Source organism: Pseudomonas sp. GW821-FHT09H03, assembly GCF_059415945.1.
This window is the reverse complement of the sequence record NZ_JBWKOF010000024.1, coordinates 22,708-41,414: the sequence shown is the minus strand read 5'-3', so window position 1 is coordinate 41,414 and position 18,707 is coordinate 22,708. Positions and strand designations below refer to the sequence as shown.

Below are 18,707 nucleotides of genomic sequence, written 5' to 3'. Positions count from 1 at the left end.
GGGAACGATGGCAACGACACCCTGGACGGCGGGGAGGGTGCCGACACGCTGGACGGTGGAGCGGGCAGCGACTCGCTGATGGGCGGGGCGGGCAATGACATCCTGCGTGCCGGCTATACGTTGGGGGGCGCCGGCGCCTTTACCGATACCCTGCTGGGCGGAGAGGGTGATGACTCGCTGATGGCGACGGGCTACGTGAGTCGCGACAGGGCGGTCATGACCGGCGGGCTGGGGGCTGACCATTTTATGTTCAACCAGGACTATGGCCTGATGAGCATAAGTCCGGTGGCGACCCCGGACCTGATCACCGATTTCAATGCCGCCCAAGGGGACATCATCGACACCGGCATTACCAACGGCCTGTCAGGGAACGTGCCGGTGGTGTGGCGGGGAGCGGCCGCAGCGGGCTTCACGGCGGCGGTGGGGCAGAGCACGGCCCTGGCCGGAGCGGACCCGACGGACACGCGATTCCTGGAGTTCTGGACGGCCTACGATGCCGGGACGAACCAGACGGTATTGTTCATGGACCGCAACCGGGATGCGGTGGTCAATGCGGACGATCTGAAGATCCTCTTCACCGGTAACGTCGCCCTCAACCCCGCCAGCTTCAGCGCCGGGACCTTCACAGTGAAAGTGGGTACCGCCGGCGCGGACACCAATACGATGCCGGCGCTGTCCTCCGGGAACGACCTGGCCTTTGGGCTCGGCGGTAACGACACCCTCGATGGGCTCGACGGTGACGATACAGTCAACGGCGACGCGGGCAATGACAGTCTGCTCGGCGGGCTGGGCATGGACAGGCTGTACGGCGGTAGCGGCGCCGACGCCCTGTATGGCGGCGCGGGGCAGGATTCGTTATATGGCGGTAGCGGGGCCGACACCCTGAACGGAGGCGACGATGCAGATTATCTTCTCGCCGACGGCCCAATGGACTCGACCCAAATCTATGCCTCCGACGCGGCGGGTACACTGAACATCCTCAATGGCGGGGCGGGCGACGACTACCTTTCAGGTGGGGCAGGCAACGACCGGCTCAACGGGGATGCGGACAACGATCAACTTTATGGGAACGATGGCAACGACACCCTGGACGGCGGGGATGGTGCCGACAGGCTCGACGGTGGCGCGGGCAGCGACTCGCTGACGGGCGGCGCGGGCAATGACTTTCTGTTTGCCGGCCTTTCGGGGGGCGTCGTGGGAGCCTTTACCGACACCCTGCTGGGCGGCGAGGGTGATGACTCTCTGATTGCTGCGGGCTATGGGAGTCGCGACAAGGCGGTCATGACCGGCGGCCTTGGGGCCGATCATTTTATGTTCAATCAGGATTACAACCTGCTCAGCAGCAACCGGTTATACAGCCCGGTGGCGACCCCGGACCTGATCACCGATTTCAATGCCGCCCAAGGGGACGTCATCGACACCGGCATTACCAACGGTTTGGGAGGGTATTCATCTAACGTGCCGGTGGTGTGGCGGGGAGCGGCCGCGGCGGGCTTCACGGCGGCGGTGGGGCAGAGCACGGCTCTGGCCGGAGCGGACACGACGGACACGCGATTCCTGGAGTTCTGGACTGCCTACAATGCCGGGACGAACCAGACAGTGTTGTTCATGGACCGCAACCGCGATGCGTTAGTCGATGCGAACGACCTGAAGATTCTCTTCACCGGTAACGTCGGCCTCAACCCTGCCAGCTTCAGCGCCGGGACAATCCTGGCCAGGCTCGGCACGGGCGCCGTCGATACTGACGCGACCCTGGCATCCTCGCCATTGGCGGACATGCTGCTCGGCGCCCGGGGTGATGACCAACTCAATAGCGGCGACGGCAACGATTATCTGAGCGGCAATCAAGGCAACGATACCCTGAACGGGCAGGCCGGCAACGATACCGTCCTGGGGGGAAGCGGCAACGACCGTCTAACCGGTGGCGAGGGCGATGACGAGCTCTGGGGTGGCAGCGGTTCGGATACGCTCGACGGCGGCAATGGTAACGACAGCCTGCGTGCAGGCTACAGCGAAAACTGGGTCGGGGACGACATTGCCGATGCGGCAGATGCGGTCAATACCCTGCGCGGCGACATTGGCAATGACTGGTTGTATGGCGACAAGGGCAAGGATCTGCTGTACGGCGGCGGCGACAATGACTACTTGAATGGCGATGACGGCGATGACCAGCTCTATGGCGAGGGCAACAACGACACGCTCTATGGTGGCCTGGGCAACGATCTGCTGAATGGCGGCACCGGGGCCGATTCGATGTCTGGCGACGCCGGCGACGACATTTACGTCGTCGACAACGACGGCGACCGCGTAATGGAGTATTCCAGCTACGGCATCGACACCGTCAATAGCTATCTGGCCAACTACACGCTGGAGGAGAACGTCGAAAACGCTCAAATCATGAGTGCAGTGGCCGCTAACCTGACCGGGAATGCTCTCAATAACGTCCTGTATGCCGGCACTGGCAACAATGTCCTGGCAGGCGGCGCGGGAACGGACACCGTTTCCTATCGGCTCGGGATTTCGGGCACCAGCGGCGTGACGGTCAATCTGGACCTCACGGGTGTTCAGGGGACGGGCAGTTCTGGTAGCGACGCCTTGAGCGGATTCGAGAATCTTGTCGGCTCAAACTATGCGGACAACCTCGCCGGCAACGGCGCAGCCAACATTCTGGATGGCGGACTCGGGGCTGACACGCTGGCCGGCGGACTGGGCAACGACACCTATTACGTGGACAACGTGTCAGATGTGATCAATGAGTCCTCCGACTCGGTCAATGGCGGTGTCGACACGGTCAATTCCTTGGTTTCCCGCACGCTTGGCAACTACCAGGAAAGGCTTAACTTAACCGGTACCGTGGCAATCAACGGGACGGGTAATGGGCTCAATAACACCCTGGTGGGCAACAGCGCCGCCAACGTCCTGGATGGCGGCCTCGGGGCGGACACGCTGACCGGCGGACTGGGCAACGACACCTATTACGTGGACAACGTGCTGGATGTGATCAGTGAGTCCGCCGACGCGGTCAATGGCGGTGTCGACACGGTCATCTCTTCGGTGACCCGCACGCTTGGCAACTATCAGGAAAAGCTCACCTTATCCGCTACTGCGGCAATCAACGGAACGGGTAACGGCCTCAATAACACGCTGGTGGGCAACAGCGCCGCGAACGTTCTGGATGGCGGACTCGGGGCGGATACGCTGACCGGCGGACTGGGCAACGACACCTATTACGTGGACAACGTGCTGGATGTGATCAATGAGTCGTCCGACTCGGTCAATGGCGGTGTCGACACGGTCATCTCTTCGGTGACCCGCACCCTTGGCAACTACCAGGAAAGGCTGACCCTATCCGGTACTGCGGCAATCAACGGGACGGGCAATGGCCTCAATAACACGCTGGTGGGCAACAGCGCCGCCAACGTCCTGGATGGCGGACTCGGGGCGGACACGCTGACCGGCGGACTGGGCAACGACACCTATTACGTGGACAACGTGTCAGACGTGATCAGTGAATCCGCCGACGCGGTCAATGGCGGTGTCGACACTATCATCTCTTCGGTTTCCCGCACCCTTGGCAACTACCAGGAAAAGCTCACCTTATCCGGTACGGCGGCAATCAACGGGACGGGTAACGGCCTCAATAACACCCTGGTGGGCAACGCCGCCGCCAACGTCCTGGATGGCGGACTCGGGGCTGACACGCTGTCCGGCGGGCTGGGCAACGACACCTATTACGTGGACAACGTGTCGGATGTCACCTATGAGTCCTCCGACGCGGGCGGTGTCGACACGGTCGTCGCCTCGGTTTCCCGCACGCTGGGCAACTACCAGGAAGCGCTGACCTTATCCGGTACTGCGGCAATCAACGGCACGGGTAACGGCCTCAACAACACCCTGGTGGGCAACAGCGCCGCCAACGTCCTCAATGGCGGACTCGGGGCTGATACGCTGTCCGGCGGACTGGGCAATGACACCTATTACGTGGACAACGCGCTGGACGTGATCAACGAATCCTCCGACTCGGTCAATGGTGGTGTCGACACGGTCATCTCTTCGGTTACCCGCACGCTGGGCAACTACCAGGAAAAACTTACCTTATCCGCGACTTCGGCGATTAACGGGACCGGTAACGGCCTCAATAACACCTTGGTGGGCAACAGCGCTGCCAACGTACTGGATGGCGGAGCGGGTAACGACAGTCTGTCGGGGGGAGAGGGCAACGACCGTCTGATCGGTGGAGCCGGCAAGGACACCCTGGTGGGTGGCAACGGTAACGACATCTTTGCTTTCAACGCCCTGTCCGAGATGGGCGTGACGAATGCTACCTGGGATGTTGTCTCAGGTTTCGTCCGGGGCCAGGACAAGATTGATCTGTCCACACTGGATGCCAATGGAGCCACGGCGGCCAACGATGCCTTCAGCGGCACCCTGCTCGCATCGACCGCCAACTTCACGGCCGCCGGCCAGCTCAAGCTGGTTTCCGGGGTCCTGTATGGCAATACCGACGTGGATGGCACGGCGGAGTTCGCCATCCAGCTGACTGGCATTACCACCTTGGCGGCCGGTGATTTCTTCCTCTGATCTTCGTTGATTCCCCGTGGGCCAGCCCAGGCTGGCCCACGGGGGCGTCGATTGGGCGGATTGCCATGCACGCATGAAGCATCCTGGGCGATGCGGTTGTTCAAGTCTGCGAACCATAAAAAACCCCTGATATCAGGGAATACTGTTCACTTAATCGAGTGCACACTTCAGTGAACAGCGTTACCTGATATCAGGGGCTTTTTTAGTGTGGCTTGGCAACCGTCAACATCTGACCGGGTTTGAGCGCCTTGCCCACGCGAGGATTCCAGCGCTTGAGGTGCTGCATTTCAACATTGAAACGCTTGGCCACGATGTACAGCGAGTCGCCTTGCTGGACCTTGTATTGGGTCTGCGCCTTCGTGCTCCCGCTACGGGTCTTGGAGTTGGCCGCGACCACCGTGTTGACCCGGCCGGAGCCGCGCTTGCCAGTGTCCTGCATGACCAGTTTCTGGCCTGGCTTGAGGTTCTTGCCGCTGAGCTTGTTCCAGCGCTGCAGGTCTTTGACGTCGACGTTGTTGGCCTTGGCGATGGAGCCCAGGCTGTCGCCGCGCTTGACCCGGTAGCTGCGTTTGGCGCTTGCCACCGCCGGACCGTCGGCACTTTCGAAGACAGGTTGGAGCGACTTCTTGCTGATCAGCTCTTCCGGACGCATGGTTTGCAGGCTGGAAGTCAGCAACTGCGCCTTGGACGTCGGCACCAGCAGGTGTTGCGGGCCGTCGATGGTGGTGCGCTGCTTGAAGGCGGGGTTGAGCTGGAACAGTTCGTCTTCGTCGATGTTGGCCACTTCAGCGACCTTGGACAGGTCCATGCGCTGATTGATTTCGACGACCTGGAAATACGGTTCGTTGGCGATCGGGTTGAGGTTCACGCCATAGGCTTCGGGTGCCATCACGACTTGCGACAGGGCCAGCAGCTTGGGGACGTAAGCCTGGGTTTCGGCTGGCAGCGGCAGGTTCCAGTAATCGGTCGGCAGGCCAAGTCTTTCGTTGCGTTCGATAGCCCGGCTGACGGTGCCTTCGCCGGCATTGTAGGCGGCCAGGGCCAGTAGCCAGTCGCCGTTGAACATGTCGTGCAGGCGGGTCAGGTAATCCAGCGCGGCGGTGGTCGAGGCGGTGATGTCGCGACGGCCATCATAGAAACGGGTCTGGCGCAGGTTGAAGTAACGCCCGGTGGAGGGGATGAATTGCCAGAGACCCACCGCGTCGGCCCGGGAATAGGCCATCGGGTTGTAGGCGCTTTCAATCACTGGCAGCAGGGCCAGTTCCAGTGGCATGTTGCGTGTTTCAAGGCGCTCGACGATGTAGTGGATATAAAGGCTGCCACGCTCGCCGGCGTTTTCCAGGAAGGACGGGTTACTGGCGAACCACAGGCGCTGTTGCTCGATGCGCGGGTTGACGCCTGCTTCGTCCTGCAACTGGAAGCCCTGGCGCATGCGCTCCCAGACGTCCTGGGGGATTTGCGGGCTTGGTTTTTCGCTGAGCCAGACCGGCTTCTGCTTGGCGCGCGCGGCGATGTTCGGCGTGTGCGCCGCATCGGTCTGCGGCGCATGGCTGGAACAGCCCGCCAGTGTGGCGGACACAGCCACCGCGATGGCTTGAGCCAAGCGGGTCAATGCGTCTGAACTGATGGCTTTGCGAATAGGTGACGACATTGGCTGGAAGTTAGTTCCGGGCAAAAATATCGGACGATTCTAGAAAGCGCACCTTGCGAGGTCAACCGTTCAGAATTTCAACACCTTGCAGCCGCTTGTTTAGAACTTGTCTTTCCAAGCTCGAAGCGTAGCAAAGATCGTGCTTGGCGCCAGGTTATCGGTGCCGGTCCGTTCGTCCACTTTTTCTTTAACGGATGTTTCGCCGGTGCGCAGGAACGGATTTGTGAGCTTTTCCAGCGCCAGTGTCGACGGCAGGGTCATGATCCCCGCTTCTCGTTGGCGAGTGACTTTGGCCAGGCGCTCGGCAATGTCCGGATTGTTCGGTTCGACCGCCGCGGCAAATTTCAGATTGCTCAGGGTATATTCGTGGGTGCAGTAGACGAGGGTGTCCTCAGGCAACGCGGCGAGGCGGGTCAGCGAGTCGTGCATCTGCTGCGGCGTGCCTTCGAACAGGCGTCCGCAGCCGGCGGCGAACAGGGTGTCGCCGCAGAACAGCAGGCCATGATGGTAGTAGGCAATATGCCCCAGGGTATGGCCGGGGACGGCGAAGACATCGAACTCCCAGCCAAGCACACTGATGCGGTCGTTGTCCTTGAGCGCAACCTCCCGTGCCGGGATGTTTTCACTGGCCGGCCCGCTGACCTTTGCGTCCGTCGCTTTTTTCAGCTGCTCGACGCCGCCGACGTGATCATGGTGGTGGTGAGTGATCAGGATATCGCTCAACACCCAGCCGGGGTGCGCGGCCAGCCAGGCCTGTACGGGGGCGGCGTCGCCCGGATCGACGACGGCGCAGCGCTGGGTGCTGTGGTCTTGTAACAACCAGATGTAGTTGTCAGTGAAGGCGGGCAGGGCAGTGATCTGTATCATCGAGTGATTCGCCAAGCGGAAAACATTGGTGCATCTTAGAACTTCCTGGCGCGTTGGAGAATGCAATGACTGATAAAGCGTTCGCACAGGCCGATCCTGACTGGCTGGCATTGATCAGCGCGGCCCGTGACTGGCTGGCCGGTCCCCTCGGGCAATTCCTGCTGGACGAAGAGCGGCGCATGCTCGAAGACGAACTCGGGCGGTTTTTCGGTGGTTACCTTGTGCATTACGGTCCATCGGCCCAGACGCCGCCGTCGGCGCCTCAGGTGCAGCGTAACGTGCGCCTTGGCGCGCCGTTGCCGGGGGTCGAGATCGTCTGTGAGGAGCAGGCCTGGCCGTTGAGCGAGCATGCCGCCGATGTGGTGGTGCTGCAGCATGGCCTGGATTTCTGCCTGTCACCCCACGGCTTGTTGCGTGAAGCGGCAAGCAGCGTGCGACCCGGCGGGCATCTGCTGATCATCGGGATCAATCCCTGGAGCAGTTGGGGCCTGCGCCATGTGTTCGCCCATGATGCCCTGCGCAAGGCCCGCTGCATTTCGCCGTCGCGGGTTGCCGACTGGTTGAACCTGCTGGGCTTCGCGCTGGAGAAACGCCGCTTCGGGTGCTATCGTCCGCCGCTTGCTTCCGCCACCTGGCAGACCCGTCTGGCCGGTTGGGAGCGCAAGGCCAGTGATTGGCAGCTGTCCGGTGGCGGCTTCTATTTATTGGTGGCACGCAAGATCGTGGTAGGCCTGCGGCCGGTCCGTCAGGAACGTCGCGAGCCGATGGGCAAGCTGATTCCGTTGCCAATGGCCAAGGTCAACCGGCGCAACATCGAGCCGTAACAACTCTTTTTATTTCCGGCCGGGCAAGTCCCGGCTTCAGGCGTCGTCGATCAGCGATCGGTGAGCCACTGCATATTCTGGATTGATTGGCATGAGCGATAGCGTAGAACTCTTCACCGACGGCGCCTGCAAAGGCAACCCGGGCCCTGGCGGCTGGGGCGCATTGCTGGTGTGCAAGGGCGTGGAAAAGGAACTCTGGGGCGGCGAAGCCAATACCACCAACAACCGCATGGAGCTGATGGGCGCGATCCGCGGCCTGGAAGAGCTCAAGCGCCCCTGCGAGGTACTGCTGGTGACCGACTCCCAGTATGTGATGAAGGGCATCAACGAGTGGATGGACAACTGGAAAAAGCGTGGCTGGAAAACCGCGGCGAAAGAGCCGGTGAAAAACGCCGACCTGTGGAAACTGCTCGACGAGCAGGTCAACCGCCACAAGGTCACGTGGAAATGGGTGCGCGGGCACATTGGCCATCACGGCAACGAGCGGGCTGACCAACTGGCCAACCGTGGCGTGGACGAAGTGCGCGGGTACAAGCAGGCCTAGCCCGGCTGCAAACCGCGTAGTGTCCTTCGCGAGCAAGCCCGCTCCCACATTTAATCCCTGCTGAGCACAAAATCGTGTGCGGTTCCGGTCTCAATGTGGGAGCGGGCTTGCTCGTAAAGGGCGCGTCACGGTCTACCTGAAACACAGCCGCGAGCATGTTAAGATCCGCGTTTTTGCACGATTGACCGATTGAGAGCTGAGCACTGATGGCCACCAGATCCGTTGTACTCGATACCGAAACCACCGGCATGCCGGTGACCGACGGCCACCGGATTATCGAAATCGGTTGTGTCGAGCTGATGGGGCGGCGCCTGACTGGCCGGCATTTCCACGTATACCTGCAGCCGGATCGTGAGAGTGATGAGGGCGCGATCGGCGTCCATGGCATCACCAACGAATTCCTGGTCGGCAAGCCGCGCTTCAATGAAGTGGCCGACGAGTTCTTCGAGTTCATCAAGGGCGCGCAGCTGATCATCCATAACGCGGCGTTCGACGTTGGCTTCATCAACAACGAATTTGCCCTGATGGGGCAGCACGATCGCGCGGACATCACGCAACACTGCTCGATCCTCGATACCCTGATGATGGCCCGGGAACGTCACCCGGGGCAGCGCAACAGCCTCGATGCCTTGTGCAAGCGCTATGGTGTCGACAACTCCGGTCGTGAACTGCACGGCGCCTTGCTCGACTCCGAGATTCTTGCCGACGTCTACCTGACCATGACCGGCGGCCAGACCAGCCTTTCCCTGGCTGGCAACGCTTCCGATGGCAACGGTTCCGGTGACGGAGCGGACAACTCGGCCACGGAAATTCGCCGCTTGCCTGCCGACCGTCAGCTGACGCGCATCATTCGCGCCAGTGAAGACGACCTGGCCCGGCATGCGGCTCGCCTGGAGATCATCGGCAAATCCGCCGGTGCTCCGGCGCTGTGGGTGCAGTTGGCCGAGGCGCAAGGCCAGGCCTGATTGTGGCGAGGGCTTGTCGGACCGCCGCACCGCCCCGCTGGGTCGCGAAGCGACCCCAAAACCCGCCACTGAGGTGCAACAGATACACCGCATGTAATGGTTTTACGACTGCTTCGCAGCCGAGCGGGGGCAAGCCCCCTCGCCACAGGAGTCCCACCTGCCACAGGAGACCCCGCCTGCCACAGGAGGCCCCACCTGCCACAGGAGACCCCGCCTGCCACAGGAGGCCCCACCTGCCACAGGAGACCCCGCCTGCCACAGGAGACCCCGCCTGCCACAGGAGGCCCCACCTGCCACAGGAGGCCCCACCTGCCACAGGAGACCCCCACCTGCCACAGCAAGCCCCACTTGCCACAGCCCCCCAAGCCACAAATGCACAGATTGCACTTGAGTCCTCTGATCACATTGACCGACCCATATTGGGGCGTCCCACTCGCCACTTCCGCTGCAACCCTCTACCCTGAGGTGATTGGCAGGCCAAGGTCTGCCGCCTCAGGACACTGAGCCTCATGTATAAAGATTTGAAATTCCCGGTCCTGATCGTTCATCGCGACATCAAGGCCGATACCGTGGCCGGTGATCGCGTGCGCGGCATTGCCCGGGAACTGGAGCAGGAAGGGTTCAGCATCGTCTCGGCAGTGGATTACACCGAAGGGCGGCTGGTTGCGTCGACCTACCACGGTTTGTCCTGCATGCTGATTGCCTCGGAAGACGCCAGCACCCACTCGCATCTGTTGCAGAACATGGCCGAATTGATCGGCCTGGCCCGGGTTCGTGCACCCGATCTGCCAATCTTCGCCCTGGGCGAAAAAGTCACCCTGGAAAACGCCCCGGCCGATGCCATGGCCGAGCTCAATCAGTTGCGCGGGATTCTTTATCTATTTGAAGACACCGTGCCCTTTCTCGCCCGCCAGGTGGCACGGGCTGCGCGCAAATACCTCGATGGCTTGCTGCCACCGTTTTTCAAGGCACTGGTGCAACACACCGCCGATTCCAACTATTCCTGGCACACCCCCGGCCACGGTGGTGGCGTGGCGTATCACAAAAGCCCGGTAGGGCAGGCGTTCCATCAGTTTTTCGGTGAAAACACCTTGCGTTCGGATTTGTCGGTGTCGGTGCCGGAACTCGGTTCGCTGCTGGACCACACCGGCCCCCTGGCCGAAGCGGAAGCCCGCGCGGCGCGCAATTTTGGCGCCGACCACACCTTCTTCGTGATCAATGGCACCTCCACGGCGAACAAGATCGTCTGGCACTCGATGGTTGGCCGCGACGACCTGGTGCTGGTGGACCGCAATTGCCATAAATCGGTCCTGCACTCGATCATCATGACCGGCGCGATCCCGCTGTACCTGTGCCCGGAGCGCAATGAACTGGGGATCATCGGCCCGATTCCGCTAAGCGAATTCAGCCGCGAATCAATACAGGCCAAGATCGACGCCAGCCCCTTGACCAAAGGCCGGGCGCCAAAGGTCAAGCTCGCGGTGGTGACCAATTCGACCTATGACGGTTTGTGTTACAACGCCGAACTTATCAAGCAACAGTTGGGCAACAGTGTCGAGGTATTGCACTTCGACGAAGCCTGGTACGCCTACGCGGCATTCCATGAATTTTTCGCCGGGCGATACGGCATGGGCACGTCCCGCGGCGAAGACAGTCCGCTGGTGTTCACCACCCATTCCACCCACAAACTGCTGGCGGCGTTCAGCCAGGCATCGATGATCCACGTGCAGGACGGCGGCGCGCGCCAACTGGACCGCGATCGCTTCAACGAAGCGTTCATGATGCACATCTCGACATCGCCGCAGTACGGCATCATCGCGTCCCTGGATGTGGCTTCGGCCATGATGGAGGGGCCGGCGGGGCGCTCGCTGCTCCAGGAAATGTTCGACGAGGCCCTGAGTTTTCGCCGTGCGCTGGCCAATCTGCGTCAGCACATTGCCGCTGATGACTGGTGGTTCTCAATCTGGCAGCCACCTTCGGTCGAAGGCATCGAGCGGGTCGCTACCGAAGACTGGCTGCTGCAACCCGACGCCGACTGGCACGGGTTCGGCGGCGTGACCGACGATTATGTGTTGCTCGATCCCATCAAGGTCACGCTGGTAATGCCGGGCCTCACCGCCGCAGGTACCCTCAGCGAGCGCGGGATTCCGGCAGCAGTGGTCAGCAAGTTCCTCTGGGAGCGCGGGCTGGTGGTGGAGAAGACCGGGCTGTACTCGTTCCTGGTGTTGTTCTCCATGGGCATCACCAAGGGCAAATGGAGTACGCTGCTCACCGAACTGCTGGAGTTCAAGCGCAGCTACGACGCCAACGTCAGCCTGGCGAGCTGCCTACCGTGCGTGGCGCAACAGAATGTGGCGCGTTATCAAGGCATGGGACTGCGCGATCTGTGCGATCAGTTGCATGCCTGTTACCGCAGCAACGCCACGGCCAAGCACCTCAAGCGCATGTATACGGTGTTGCCGGAGGTCGCGATGAAGCCGGCGCACGCCTATGATCAGTTGGTGCGGGGTGAAGTTGAAGCGGTGTCGATCGATGCCCTGGACGGGCGCATCGCCGCGGTCATGCTGGTGCCGTACCCGCCGGGAATCCCTTTGATCATGCCTGGCGAACGTTTTACCGAAGCGACTCGCTCGATCATCGACTACCTGGCATTTGCCCGTACGTTCGATAGCAGTTTTCCGGGGTTCGTGGCCGATGTGCACGGATTGCAACATGAAGATGAGGGCAATGGGCGGCAATACACCGTCGATTGCATCAAGGAGTGAGGACCTTTCCCAGTATGCAGCCGGTTATCAATCCGAATTACCCAGGGCTCTCGGTGCGGGTTGCCGATGACGGTTTTGCCGCCTACATCTGGGGCAGCGACTTCAGTTTTGAAGTCGCGGCCTATGGTGCCGCGCAAATTGGCAAACCGGTGGCGCAGTGGCCGGTGACCCCGATCACGCCTTATCGTAAATGCTACGGCATCGATCCTGAGGAGTTCAGCAGTTTTCGCGATGCGGCCGACAGTGCGATCTTCATGGCCTATCTCGATGACCAGCCAGTGGGACATCTGGTGGTCAGCACCAACTGGAACGGCTTTGCCCATATCGACGAGTTGGCCGTGCATGCGCCGGCACGCCGGCATGGCGTGGCCAGAGCGCTGCTGGACGTCGCGCAGTTCTGGAGTCGCAAGAAAAAGCTGCCAGGCATCATGCTTGAAACCCAGAACAACAACCTCGACGCCTGCCGACTCTATGAGCGTTGTGGCTATGTGGTTGGCGGGGTCGACCATCTGCGTTATCGCGGCATCGATCCGAACACCGCCGAAGTCGCGCTGTTCTGGTACCGATTGTTCGAAAACCCGCTGGAAACCGCGCTCAGTTCGCCAGCATCGCCGCGGCTTGTTCCGTGATGATGGCCAGCAGGGCCTGGACCGCCTGTGCAGGCTCGTGGTTCTTCAAGGTCAAGGCATAAAGGCTGATTGGCACCGCAGGTGCGAGGGGGCAGGCATCCAGCCCCGAGGACCGGGCGCCAAGGGCCGTGAAGGGGTCGACGATGGCCAGGCCTTCACCGGCCTCGACCATGCTGCGCATCATCTGATGGGTCTGGACCCGGGTCTGGATCACCGGAGCCGGGCGCAGGGCGTGCAGCTTGTTCTCCAGCGCCGGGCTCAGGGGGTCATGGCCTTCGAGACCGATCATCGATTGGCCGGCCAGATCCTGCAGCGAGATGTACTTTTGCTTGGGTTGCAGCCAGCCATGGGGGGCGAGCAGTTGCAGTTTTCCCTGGGCGATCAACTGGCACTGGATGTCGGCGTGATCGGGATCATGCAGGCTCAACCCCAGGTCGCTTTCGCGCAGCAGCAGGCTTCGGACGATGTCTCGGGTGGGCTGGCTTAGCAGCGTACAGGGCGCATCGGGCAGGCGTCGGCGCAGGGTTGCGATGCTTTGCGGCAACAGGTGTTGGGCCAGGGGCGGGGTGCAGATGATGCGCAGGGGTGGCGCCAGGTATTGCCTCAGGCTGTTGGCCAGGCGTTGCACTGGTTCGAGCGCATCGTACACCCTGGCAATTTCGAGCTGCAGTTCCCGCGCTTCGCGGGTGGCCTGCAAACGCCCACGCACGCTGGCAAACAGCATGAAACCCAACTGATCCTCGGCATCGCGCAACAGATGCTCGACTTCGGCCACCGGCAACTGCAGCCATTCGGCGGCGGTGCCCAGGTGACCGGTCTGCAGGAGCGCCTGGATCACTTCGATATGGCGTAAGCGCATGCGTGAAGTCCATGTTCAGCAGGTGGGAGGAGTCAGTGGCTGAATCCTACCGCAAGTGTGCGCATATGACTTCTGCTCATAACGGCGGGTTATGAAACAACAGCGGTCTGCGGTTCCCGGATGATAGTTACACCGGTTTGCACCAGCATGAACTCGTTGTCATCGACTCTGTTGACGCGGTCGCCGATGGCCAGTTTATACGTGGTGACAGGCCCTGAGCCGTCGGCCGCCGGGGTGGATTCCTGAAACTCGTGCACCGAGTAGATACGGCCTTGCGCATCTCTTGCATGAAACTGACCGACGAGTACTGCTGCCATCTGTTTAGAACCTCTGGGGATTAATCACTCAATTTGCGGCTCAGTAGACCGTGCTTGGGCGAGGTAAGTTTTCCTGCGGGAAAAAAATAGTCAGGGGGGGTGTTTTTTCGTCGCCCACTGTTCAAATCGTCATCTATAACTACAAGCTCTTTCCATCGGACAGTCGAGAATCTCCCATGAGCAACGTCTATACGATCGCCGTCGTGGTCGGCAGCTTGAGAAAGGAATCGATCAACCGCAAGATCGCGCTGGCCCTGGCCGACCTGGCACCGGCCAGCCTCAAGCTCGAGATCGTCGAGATCGGTGATCTGCCGCTCTACAACGAAGACATCGATGGCGCTTCACCGCCGGCAGCCTACAGCACTTTCCGACAACGGGTGAGTTCATCCGACGCGGTGCTGTTTGTGACTCCAGAATACAACCGCTCGGTGCCGGCGCCGCTGAAAAATGCGATCGACGTCGGTTCGCGCCCCTATGGCAAAAGTGCCTGGAGTGGTAAACCCGGGGCGATCATCAGTGTTTCGCCGGGGGCGATTGGCGGATTTGGCGCCAACCATCACCTGCGCCAATCCATGGTGTTCCTGGATGTGCCGTGCATGCAGGCGCCCGAAGCTTATCTGGGTGGTGCCGGTACGGCGTTCGATGAATCGGGAAAGTTGTCCGAAAAGGTCAAGCCGTTTCTGCAGAGCTTCATCAATGCTTATGGGCAGTGGGTGGAGCAGCATAAGAAGGTTTGATATCGGCGTAAGGGGCGTGGTGCCGGGTTTGTGGTTGTCCTGTTAGCCTGCGTTGACCCCATCGCTGGCAGGCCAGCTCCCACAGGATCGCCAATGTATACCTATTCTGTGATCGACCGAGACTCTTGTGGGAGCTGGCCTGCCAGCGATGGGGCCTGACCACACGCCGCAATAACTCAGGCATTGCCCGGCACATTCGGCCACAGATCCGCCACCAGAAACAGCCGCTCGGCTTCTTCCCAGTCGCCATGGGCATTTTCCGTCAGGCGCACCAGCAACTGCGCTGGGGCCAGTGGGTCGAGTTCGGCCAGCCACGCCTCCATCTGTTGCGGACTCCAGGTGTGCTCCGCCGAATAATGTGCCGGCGCCAGCCAGGCATGGCGGGGCAGGGGTTGCCAGCGACCGGGCGGGCTTTGGGCCAGAAAGGCTGTCCAGTCCTTCTGATGTAGCCAGCGCCCGCGCAAATGCTGCGGGTGCGCACCCAACGGTGAGACGGACTGCCCCGGCCACGGGTAAAGCAGATAGCCACCGAGCCACAAATGGGCGCTGAACTGGCGGATATCCAGCGCCGCCAGAACCTCGCGGCTCTCCGGGCGTGCCGAGATCGGCAGTTGATGTTGGCTCAGGTGCGCCAGCTTGCGATCCAGCCGGTCATGGCAGCCGGGACCAAGCCACTGCGCAGTATCCTGGCCGTCGCCGGTTTGCGGGCCAAGGTAGAGTTTGATCGCCAGTTCCAGGTGATGCACGCCATCGCGGTCACGCAGCAACATGTCGAGTTCGCCCAGGGTATGGCCCTCGCGACGGATCGGCATGTTGGCGGCAATCAGTTCGATGCCGGGAGCGTGCTGCACGGCGAACTGCCAGAGCCGTTCGTAATACAGGCCCAGGCGTCGGGTGCGGGCCTGGGCCAGCCAGTGCAACAAGCCATAACTGTCGCGATCAAGTTGCAGCAACCAGTGCTCCAGGCGCTCCGGTGCCTGCACCCAGTCACTGCCCGCCAAGGGGTGACGCTGCGGCCACGGGGTATCGCCGAGCATTGGCGGCGCCAGGATGACCCACGCCAGGTCACGCACTTCGGGGTGGCGCAACTGGTGGGGCAGGCGAAGCAAGTCTGGAAATAGGATCATCTTGCGAGCATAGCCCGAAACCCGGGGACACCCTTGAAGCTGAAAGGATTTTGTCTATGGCCGGCTTTCGCCCATAATCGTGCTTTTCGCCGCGACCCCCGCAGGAGCCCCATGGAGCAATTTCGCAATATCGGCATCATCGGTCGCCTGGGCAGTTCTCAGGTGCTGGATACCGTCCGCCGACTGAAACGGTTTCTGCTCGATCGTCACCTGCACGTGATCCTCGAAGACACCATCGCCGAAGTCCTGCCGGGGCATGGCCTGCAAACCTCGTCGCGCAAGATGCTCGGCGAAGTCTGCGACATGGTCATTGTGGTCGGCGGCGACGGCAGCCTGCTCGGCGCCGCCCGGGCGCTGGCCAGGCACAATATTCCGGTGCTCGGCATCAACCGCGGCAGCCTGGGTTTCCTCACCGACATCCGTCCCGACGAGCTGGAAGTCAAAGTCGCCGAAGTGCTCGACGGCCACTATCTGGTGGAAAACCGCTTCCTGCTGCAGGCCGAAGTGCGCCGCCACGCTGAGGCCATCGGCCAGGGCGACGCGTTGAACGACGTGGTGCTGCACCCCGGCAAATCGACGCGGATGATCGAGTTCGAGCTGTACATCGACGGTCAGTTCGTCTGCAGCCAGAAGGCCGACGGCCTGATCGTCGCCACGCCGACCGGCTCCACGGCCTATGCGATGTCCGCCGGCGGGCCGATCATGCATCCCAAGCTCGACGCTATTGTGATTGTGCCGATGTACCCCCATACCTTGTCGGGCCGGCCGATTGTGGTCGATGGCAACAGTGAGCTGAAAATCGTCGTGTCCAAGGATATGCAGATTTACCCGCAAGTCTCGTGTGACGGGCAGAACCACTTTACCTGTGCGCCCGGTGACACCATTACCATCAGCAAAAAAGCGCAGAAGCTGCGCCTGATTCATCCCCTCGATCACAATTATTATGAAGTCTGCCGGACCAAACTCGGCTGGGGCAGCAAGTTGGGGGGTGGAGGCGACTGATGCTCGATCCCGCGCGTAGCTACGACCTGATCGGTGACGTGCACGGTTGCGCTCTGACCCTGGAGCACTTGCTCGACCGGCTCGGTTACCACAAACAGGGCGGCGTCTGGCGCCATGCCTCGCGCATGGCGGTGTTCGTCGGCGACATCATCGACCGCGGCCCGCGGATTCGCGAGGCGCTGCACATCGTCCATGACATGGTCGAGGCCGGTCAGGCGCTGTGCATCATGGGCAACCATGAATTCAACGCGCTGGGCTGGAGCACGCCGGCGCTGCCCGGTAGCGGCAAACAGTTCGTGCGCGAACACACCCCGCGCCATGCCCGCCTGCTGCACGAAACCCTGACCCAGTTCGAAGACCATCCGGGTGACTGGCATGACTTCCTGCAGTGGTTTTACCAACTGCCGCTGTTCCTCGATGCCGGGCGCTTCCGTGTGGTGCACGCCTGTTGGGACACCGGCATGATTGAGCCTCTGCGCAGATTGTTCCCCAACGGTTGTGTCGATGAGCACTTCCTGCAGACATCGGCCGAGTCGGGCACCTTTGCCTGCACCGTGTTCGACCGCCTGCTGCGCGGCACCGACATGCGCTTGCCCCATGGCTTGACCATGACCAGCGGTGACGGCCTGGTGCGTTCGTTCTTCCGCACCAAATTCTGGGAAGACGACCCGAAAACCTATGGAGACATTGTGTTCCAGCCAGACGCCTTGCCAGAACCCGTGGCCCGCACGCCACTGACGTCCAGCGAAAAGAACAACCTGCTGCGTTATGGCGCCGAGGAGCCGCTGTTGTTCGTCGGCCATTACTGGCGCAGCGGCAAACCGGCACCCATCCGATCGAACCTGGCCTGCCTGGACTACAGCGCGGTGCTCTACGGCAAACTGGTCGCCTATCGCCTGGACCAGGAAACCCGCCTTGATCCGAACAAGTTCGTCTGGGTCGACGTCGAGCGACCGGAGGTGCTGCGATGAGCACCGTAGCGGTTTTGCGCCTGCCCCTGGCGGTGGACCTGAGCGGGTTCGTCAAATTGCTGCAACGCATGCAGGTGCCCCACCGGGTCAGTGAAGAGGCGGGTGAGCAGGTGTTGTGGGTGCCCGACAACATCAGCGAAGACGTTCGTGCGCTGTACGAGCGTTTTCCGGCGGGCGATCCCGATCAGCAACTGGACATACCGGTCGCGCAAACCCGGGCCCGCCCAGGCTTCGCCGAGCAGGTTCGACATGCCAGGGCCACCGCGCTGGTGCTCTTGCTGAGCCTGATCGTCGGCGCGGTGACGCTGCTGGGCGACAACCTGGAAACCATGCGCTGGCTGACCTTCCTCGAATTCCGTGTGGTCGGCGAGTACATCCACTTCACGCCACTGGCCGACAGTCTGGCGGCGGGGCAGTGGTGGCGCCTGGTGACGCCGATGCTGATCCACTTCGGCATCCTGCACCTGGCGATGAACGGCATGTGGTACTGGGAGCTGGGCCGGCGTATCGAATCGCGCCAGGGCAGCATCAACCTGATAGGCCTGACCCTGCTGTTCAGCCTGGTGTCCAATTTCACCCAGTATCTGTTCAGCGGTCCGAGCCTGTTCGGTGGCCTGTCCGGCGTCTTGTACGGCCTGCTGGGGCATTGCTGGATCTTTCAACTGCTGGCGCCAAACCCGGCCTATCGCCTGCCGCGCGGCGTCTTGGTGATGATGCTGGTGTGGCTGGTGCTGTGCCTGTCCGGGCTGGTCTCGATGATCGGTTTCGGCGATATCGCCAACGCGGCCCACGTCAGCGGGTTACTCATCGGATGCTTCACCGGTTTGTTGGGTGGTTTGTACAACCGCCGTAAACTGGCCGTCTAATT

Annotated in this window: 15 protein-coding genes; 10 read left to right on the top strand and 5 right to left on the bottom strand. The window is 61.6% G+C overall.

All coding sequences use genetic code 11. The features are described from left to right. The coding region (locus tag AC07OG_RS24935) for a beta strand repeat-containing protein (protein ID WP_495068375.1) at positions 1 to 4,581 on the top strand (4,581 nt) is incomplete at its 5' end. Between the two features lie 202 nt (positions 4,582 to 4,783). Here the strand turns inward: AC07OG_RS24935 and AC07OG_RS24930 are convergent. Together AC07OG_RS24930 and gloB are read right to left on the bottom strand one after the other, a co-directional pair. Then, positions 4,784 to 6,232, bottom strand: coding sequence for a LysM peptidoglycan-binding domain-containing protein (locus AC07OG_RS24930; protein ID WP_495068374.1), 1,449 nt, complete (start codon positions 6,230 to 6,232; stop codon positions 4,784 to 4,786). A 99-nt stretch (positions 6,233 to 6,331) separates the two neighbouring features. Then, positions 6,332 to 7,099 carry a hydroxyacylglutathione hydrolase gene (gene gloB / locus AC07OG_RS24925; RefSeq protein WP_060540494.1) on the bottom strand — a complete coding sequence of 256 codons (768 nt, stop codon included), beginning with the start codon at positions 7,097 to 7,099 and terminating at the stop codon, positions 6,332 to 6,334. Between the two features lie 65 nt (positions 7,100 to 7,164). Here gloB and AC07OG_RS24920 point away from each other — a divergent pair, with 65 nt between their 5' ends. The 5 genes from AC07OG_RS24920 to AC07OG_RS24900 all read left to right on the top strand — a co-directional run bounded on the left by AC07OG_RS24920 (position 7,165) and on the right by AC07OG_RS24900 (position 12,826). Continuing rightward, entirely contained in the window at positions 7,165 to 7,923 is a 759-nt protein-coding gene (locus AC07OG_RS24920; RefSeq protein ID WP_495068373.1) for a methyltransferase domain-containing protein, read from the top strand. A 91-nt stretch (positions 7,924 to 8,014) separates the two neighbouring features. Further along, entirely contained in the window at positions 8,015 to 8,467 is a 453-nt protein-coding gene (rnhA, locus tag AC07OG_RS24915) for a ribonuclease HI (protein ID WP_060540496.1), read from the top strand. A 206-nt stretch (positions 8,468 to 8,673) separates the two neighbouring features. Further along, positions 8,674 to 9,432 carry a DNA polymerase III subunit epsilon gene (gene dnaQ, locus AC07OG_RS24910; RefSeq protein ID WP_060540497.1) on the top strand — a complete coding sequence of 253 codons (759 nt, stop codon included), beginning with the start codon at positions 8,674 to 8,676 and terminating at the stop codon, positions 9,430 to 9,432. A 509-nt stretch (positions 9,433 to 9,941) separates the two neighbouring features. Continuing rightward, complete coding sequence (locus AC07OG_RS24905; RefSeq protein WP_495068372.1) at positions 9,942 to 12,197, top strand: Orn/Lys/Arg family decarboxylase; 2,256 nt, start codon at positions 9,942 to 9,944, stop codon at positions 12,195 to 12,197. Between the two features lie 14 nt (positions 12,198 to 12,211). Beyond that, positions 12,212 to 12,826, top strand: coding sequence for a GNAT family N-acetyltransferase (locus AC07OG_RS24900; RefSeq protein WP_060540499.1), 615 nt, complete (start codon positions 12,212 to 12,214; stop codon positions 12,824 to 12,826). Here the strand turns inward: AC07OG_RS24900 and AC07OG_RS24895 are convergent. Then, on the bottom strand, positions 12,792 to 13,685 hold the full coding sequence (locus AC07OG_RS24895; protein ID WP_495068371.1) for a LysR substrate-binding domain-containing protein: 894 nt from the start codon (positions 13,683 to 13,685) through the stop codon (positions 12,792 to 12,794). The genes AC07OG_RS24900 and AC07OG_RS24895 overlap by 35 nt on opposite strands. 89 nt (positions 13,686 to 13,774) lie before the next feature. Then, positions 13,775 to 14,002 (bottom strand): hypothetical protein, encoded by a 228-nt coding sequence (locus tag AC07OG_RS24890; protein WP_060540501.1) that lies wholly within the window; start codon positions 14,000 to 14,002, stop codon positions 13,775 to 13,777. A gap of 176 nt (positions 14,003 to 14,178) precedes the next feature. Between AC07OG_RS24890 and AC07OG_RS24885 the strand changes: the two genes are divergently transcribed. Next, positions 14,179 to 14,739: an NADPH-dependent FMN reductase gene (locus AC07OG_RS24885; RefSeq protein ID WP_060540502.1), complete on the top strand. Its 561-nt coding sequence runs from the start codon at positions 14,179 to 14,181 to the stop codon at positions 14,737 to 14,739. A 176-nt stretch (positions 14,740 to 14,915) separates the two neighbouring features. On the opposite strand, the gene AC07OG_RS24880 is transcribed toward AC07OG_RS24885, so the two are convergent. Then, positions 14,916 to 15,866, bottom strand: coding sequence for a DUF1853 family protein (locus AC07OG_RS24880; protein ID WP_060540503.1), 951 nt, complete (start codon positions 15,864 to 15,866; stop codon positions 14,916 to 14,918). A gap of 111 nt (positions 15,867 to 15,977) precedes the next feature. Between AC07OG_RS24880 and AC07OG_RS24875 the strand changes: the two genes are divergently transcribed. Genes AC07OG_RS24875 through AC07OG_RS24865 form a run of 3 tightly spaced genes read left to right on the top strand, consistent with a single transcriptional unit; the run spans position 15,978 to position 18,705 of the window. Further along, positions 15,978 to 16,868 carry an NAD(+) kinase gene (locus AC07OG_RS24875; RefSeq protein WP_060540504.1) on the top strand — a complete coding sequence of 297 codons (891 nt, stop codon included), beginning with the start codon at positions 15,978 to 15,980 and terminating at the stop codon, positions 16,866 to 16,868. Further along, on the top strand, positions 16,868 to 17,839 hold the full coding sequence (locus AC07OG_RS24870; RefSeq protein ID WP_218424062.1) for a metallophosphoesterase: 972 nt from the start codon (positions 16,868 to 16,870) through the stop codon (positions 17,837 to 17,839). The genes AC07OG_RS24875 and AC07OG_RS24870 overlap by 1 nt, the downstream gene beginning before the upstream one ends. Beyond that, positions 17,836 to 18,705: a rhomboid family intramembrane serine protease gene (locus tag AC07OG_RS24865; protein ID WP_060540506.1), complete on the top strand. Its 870-nt coding sequence runs from the start codon at positions 17,836 to 17,838 to the stop codon at positions 18,703 to 18,705. Before AC07OG_RS24870 ends, AC07OG_RS24865 begins: the two co-directional genes overlap by 4 nt. Positions 18,706 to 18,707: the final 2 nt, after the last annotated feature.

Coding starts and splice junctions, on each gene's coding strand:
- AC07OG_RS24880 (WP_060540503.1), bottom strand. CDS start 15,866: ATGATCCTATTTCCAGACTTGCTTCGCCTGCCCCACCAGTTGCGCCAC.
- AC07OG_RS24875 (WP_060540504.1), top strand. CDS start 15,978: ATGGAGCAATTTCGCAATATCGGCATCATCGGTCGCCTGGGCAGTTCT.
- AC07OG_RS24865 (WP_060540506.1), top strand. CDS start 17,836: ATGAGCACCGTAGCGGTTTTGCGCCTGCCCCTGGCGGTGGACCTGAGC.
- gloB (WP_060540494.1), bottom strand. CDS start 7,099: ATGATACAGATCACTGCCCTGCCCGCCTTCACTGACAACTACATCTGG.
- AC07OG_RS24930 (WP_495068374.1), bottom strand. CDS start 6,232: ATGTCGTCACCTATTCGCAAAGCCATCAGTTCAGACGCATTGACCCGC.
- AC07OG_RS24920 (WP_495068373.1), top strand. CDS start 7,165: ATGACTGATAAAGCGTTCGCACAGGCCGATCCTGACTGGCTGGCATTG.
- AC07OG_RS24905 (WP_495068372.1), top strand. CDS start 9,942: ATGTATAAAGATTTGAAATTCCCGGTCCTGATCGTTCATCGCGACATC.
- rnhA (WP_060540496.1), top strand. CDS start 8,015: ATGAGCGATAGCGTAGAACTCTTCACCGACGGCGCCTGCAAAGGCAAC.
- AC07OG_RS24885 (WP_060540502.1), top strand. CDS start 14,179: ATGAGCAACGTCTATACGATCGCCGTCGTGGTCGGCAGCTTGAGAAAG.
- AC07OG_RS24895 (WP_495068371.1), bottom strand. CDS start 13,685: ATGCGCTTACGCCATATCGAAGTGATCCAGGCGCTCCTGCAGACCGGT.
- AC07OG_RS24870 (WP_218424062.1), top strand. CDS start 16,868: ATGCTCGATCCCGCGCGTAGCTACGACCTGATCGGTGACGTGCACGGT.
- AC07OG_RS24890 (WP_060540501.1), bottom strand. CDS start 14,002: ATGGCAGCAGTACTCGTCGGTCAGTTTCATGCAAGAGATGCGCAAGGC.
- AC07OG_RS24900 (WP_060540499.1), top strand. CDS start 12,212: ATGCAGCCGGTTATCAATCCGAATTACCCAGGGCTCTCGGTGCGGGTT.
- dnaQ (WP_060540497.1), top strand. CDS start 8,674: ATGGCCACCAGATCCGTTGTACTCGATACCGAAACCACCGGCATGCCG.